This window comes from Haemophilus sp. HMSC066A11 (genome assembly GCF_001811665.1).
In the GTDB taxonomy this organism is placed as follows: domain Bacteria; phylum Pseudomonadota; class Gammaproteobacteria; order Enterobacterales; family Pasteurellaceae; genus Haemophilus; species Haemophilus influenzae.
Window position 1 is genome coordinate 1 of the sequence record NZ_KV805896.1, and the last position, 3,591, is coordinate 3,591.

At 36.6% G+C, this 3,591-nt stretch carries 8 protein-coding genes; 4 read left to right on the top strand and 4 right to left on the bottom strand.

Annotation, left to right across the window (positions count from 1 at the left end):
• The 3 genes from HMPREF2813_RS08520 to HMPREF2813_RS08530 form a co-directional block, all read right to left on the bottom strand.
• On the bottom strand, positions 1 to 291 hold a 291-nt coding region (locus HMPREF2813_RS08520; protein WP_148129917.1), incomplete at its 3' end, for a Rha family transcriptional regulator.
• 48 nt (positions 292 to 339) lie between these two features.
• Positions 340 to 780 carry a YmfL family putative regulatory protein gene (locus tag HMPREF2813_RS08525; protein ID WP_070647062.1) on the bottom strand — a complete coding sequence of 147 codons (441 nt, stop codon included), beginning with the start codon at positions 778 to 780 and terminating at the stop codon, positions 340 to 342.
• A gap of 54 nt (positions 781 to 834) precedes the next feature.
• Positions 835 to 1,017, bottom strand: coding sequence for a Cro/CI family transcriptional regulator (locus HMPREF2813_RS08530; protein ID WP_041175174.1), 183 nt, complete (start codon positions 1,015 to 1,017; stop codon positions 835 to 837).
• Positions 1,018 to 1,121: 104 nt separating this feature from the next.
• On the opposite strand from HMPREF2813_RS08530, the gene HMPREF2813_RS08535 reads away from it, so the two are divergent.
• From HMPREF2813_RS08535 to HMPREF2813_RS08550, 4 genes are all read left to right on the top strand, one after another.
• Positions 1,122 to 1,781: a LexA family protein gene (locus tag HMPREF2813_RS08535; RefSeq protein ID WP_013527627.1), complete on the top strand. Its 660-nt coding sequence runs from the start codon at positions 1,122 to 1,124 to the stop codon at positions 1,779 to 1,781.
• A gap of 157 nt (positions 1,782 to 1,938) precedes the next feature.
• Entirely contained in the window at positions 1,939 to 2,193 is a 255-nt protein-coding gene (locus tag HMPREF2813_RS08540; protein WP_013527626.1) for a type II toxin-antitoxin system HicA family toxin, read from the top strand.
• 11 nt (positions 2,194 to 2,204) lie between these two features.
• Positions 2,205 to 2,678: a type II toxin-antitoxin system HicB family antitoxin gene (locus HMPREF2813_RS08545; protein WP_013527625.1), complete on the top strand. Its 474-nt coding sequence runs from the start codon at positions 2,205 to 2,207 to the stop codon at positions 2,676 to 2,678.
• The gene (locus HMPREF2813_RS08550; protein ID WP_013527624.1) at positions 2,668 to 3,087 is read left to right on the top strand and encodes a hypothetical protein; all 420 of its coding nucleotides are present in this window, start codon (positions 2,668 to 2,670) and stop codon (positions 3,085 to 3,087) included. Before HMPREF2813_RS08545 ends, HMPREF2813_RS08550 begins: the two co-directional genes overlap by 11 nt.
• Before the next feature lie 353 nt (positions 3,088 to 3,440).
• Here HMPREF2813_RS08550 and HMPREF2813_RS09710 read toward each other — a convergent pair.
• A partial coding sequence (locus tag HMPREF2813_RS09710; protein WP_083304320.1) for a YegP family protein occupies positions 3,441 to 3,591 on the bottom strand: 151 nt, incomplete at its 5' end.

A 3,591-nucleotide genomic window follows, 5' to 3' on the forward strand; every position in this document is an offset into this window, starting at 1 on the left:
ATTTTCCAACGCTTGCCAGCGATCGACCACAGCGGCGGTAAATTCGGGCGATAAGCGAGCGACAATTACAAGGGTGTCTCGCTTATCTGAAAAAAATTCAAAATAACGTTGATTATTCTGCGGATGAATGTAGGAATGGGGTATCGTATTTTTTAGGAGACCCCTTTCAATCAATTCACGCACTAATTTCAATACGTTATCGTGACGCTTCTCGCACAACTCCGCAATTTCTCGACTACTCATCGTCAAAGTACTTGCGTTTTCTTTCGTAATCGTTAATAATTGATTCATCTGTATATTCCTTAGTGAATTAGCCACGAAATTTCCTCGTGGCTTTTTTTATTTCTTGTGTAACACAATCGCACATTCAATCGAATGTTGCGTCGCTGCCAAATGTTTACTCAATGCTTGACGGATTTTGTCTTCTTCTTGCGAAGTGATTTCGCCGTCTTCTAACGCCGTTTCTAATGCAGCAAATAACAAGCCTCGTGCGGAAAGCTCGTGCAGTTGTAAATTAGCAAGCTCAACCTTGTCTAATTCATTCTCTGCTACATCAGGTACAAAACGACCACCAGCGGTACGGCAAAGCTCATCGATAAAATCAGTGCATCCGTACTCAAGCTGGAGTGCGATCAATTCTTCGTTTTTAAAACGTTGACCTTTTGTGTGATACAAGCGGTTATTCATCTCCGCCTCTGAAAATCCGAGAAACCCTGCAACCGCACTTTTGCCGCCAGGAATTTTCTCGATCATCTCGATGATGATTTGTTTCATCGCCATAATTTCAGCCCTCTTTTTATGGTTTTCTTTTTGATAAGTGCCGATACACTAAATCTATGATTTTTGGTAAAGCTCGCGATCTATCTTTAGCTTTCCATTAGTGATTTCTTGTAGTCGGTACGCATTTTTCTCTGGGATTACATCTTTCCATTGAGAAACGGCGGCTACGCTAATAGAAAGTGCTTTTGCGACATTTTCGAGCTTTCCAAAATGAGCAATAACATTATTTTTAAGCATGACTCATCCTTATAATTATTTAAGACTTCTTAAAGTATATTATTAAAGAATACTTAAATCAACATTTGTTAAGATAACTTAACTACATTTTTTTGAGGGTATCTATGAAAAGCGAAACAATTGGGAAGCGTATAAGACAGCGTAGAACTGAGTTAAAACTTACTCAGAAAGATGTTGCCAATGCCATTAAGGGCGTATCTCATGTTGCCATTTCACAATGGGAATCTGATACGACTAAGCCTAATTCTGAAAATTTAGTAGATCTATCAACGGTATTAGAATGCGATCTCCTGTGGTTATTAAGGGGTGAAGGTTCATCTTCAAACGTAATGCCGGCAAGTATTGGCACGAATAAGGTTCCTTTAATTAGTTATGTTCAAGCGGGTACTTGGACGGGAATTGATGATTTAAAAGAAAGCACCGGTGATTTTAATTATATCTACACATTCATAGATACGTCAGACGACGCTTTTGCCTTAGAAATAAAGGGAGATTCAATGGAACCCGATTTCAAAGCGGGCGATGTAATAATTATAGATCCACGCATAGAGCCAAGAGCCGGCGAATTCGTAGCAGCTATTAATGGCGATTATGAGGCAACATTTAAAAAATATAGACCGATTGGCGATATAGACGAGTTGGGGCGACATCATTTTGAGTTAGTGCCATTAAATTCAGATTACCCTACATTATCTTCCCTGAAACAAGAAATTCGGATTATAGGAACTATGATTGAACATCGAATTTATCGCAGAAAAAGATAGTAGCGGTTGAGTAGTGGGGAGATTTTCTATTTATTGTCAATGGGTTAATTTTCGATTGTAAATATTTACAATAAATAACTTATTTATAATTAAAGTTTTTATTGACTATATGTTATCTATTAATGTTATACTTAGTGCCACTAAAAGGTAGTTACAAATGTCAAACGCTGACAAATTATTACAAAAGTTAAAAAAAGAACCTCCGCCAAGGGACTTCACCTGGGACGAGCTGAAGGTTCTTTTATGTTCTATTGGGTTTGAGCCAAAACAAGGTAATGGTTCAAGGGTTAAGTTTATTCACCCTGACTTGAGCTACCCAATAAGCCTCCATCGCCCACACCCAGGAAATGAATTAAAAAGATATGTTATTGAGCAGGTGAAAGATGCTCTTGATGAATTATCACTAGGATAAGGTTAAACGTTATGTCACAAACTTTTGAATATAAAGATTTCATCGGAAGCGTTGAAGCATCCATTGAAGATGGCATTCTCTTCGGTAAAATTCTATTTATTAACGCGCTGATAACCTATGAAGCGGAAACATTAAGAGACTTAAAAAAAGAGTTTGAAGATGCAGTTGATGATTATTTGGAAATGTGTCAAGAAAATGGTATTGATGCGATTCGTTCTTTCGCTGGTAAATTTAATGTAAGAATTCCGCCTGAATTGCACAAGAAAGCAGCAACTATGGCAGCGAAACAAGGAATAAATCTAAATGCTTTTGTAACTGACGCCATTAGTCATCAAGTCGCTGCCTGTGAGCGGGAAATTCCTACAACATACAGATATATGGAACAACAATTAACTATAACGGCCACTAAGGCAAATGATTTTGATAGCAATACCACTGCTGCACGCATTAATTCTAAAATAGTGGAGGTAAGTTATGCAAATTGAGAAAAGAATATCATACATAAAATATGTGATCAGAGAGCTTTCCTTCAAACAATACGAAGGAGAACTAAGAGAAGAACTCAATGTAATTGATCTTGAACTGGGCTATTCTCAACCAAAACTAAGTCATATTAAGGATAATAATTTAGCGATCATCCCATTGAAATTTAAACTATCTAGCAAGGAGGCATTCTTCTTAGAATGCCGGCTTGATGTGGGGTTTAATGCAAATGACGCAGGAATTAAAGAAATAAATGAATTTAAAAATTTAGTAAATGACAACAAAAATTACTTTACTAAATATATTCAAGGAGCTATAAATTCCATTATATTAGACACAATGAAAAACACTGCATATAGTCTAAATGAGATATTTGAACTTCCTACATTTAGCTATGATATGAATGAATAGATAAACCGCCCTCGTGGCGGTTTTCTTTTGCCCCTACCGCCAAACTCCCCTCATGTAAATCTATATAGATCTAAATAGACCTAAAACACCGCACTTTTCTACCGCACTTTTCTACCGCACTTTTTCAAAGTGTAGCCCTATCCCACCCCTTAATCGCTCAAAAAATAAGCAATTAAACCAATCCAACTCATTGAAATTTAAGCAATCTTAAAATATTTATTAATTTTTCTTAAATTTTGTATTGCTTTTTAATTTAAGTTTTCTTAAACTACACCCAACAAAACGAGATACACAATCTCAATGCTCTTTAAAAATTTGTGATGAAAAAAGCCCCGATAAACAGGGCTAGGTTACTAAGATTCATAAATTGGTGTATTGCGATTAGTGTCCATAACAAGATGAATGCAATGTAGGCAGTTCTGTTTGGTTGTATAACCTTCACTAACGGCAATGATTTCGTGATTAGCGGCTTTTAGTCGCCAATACCACTGATTGTTTACACCC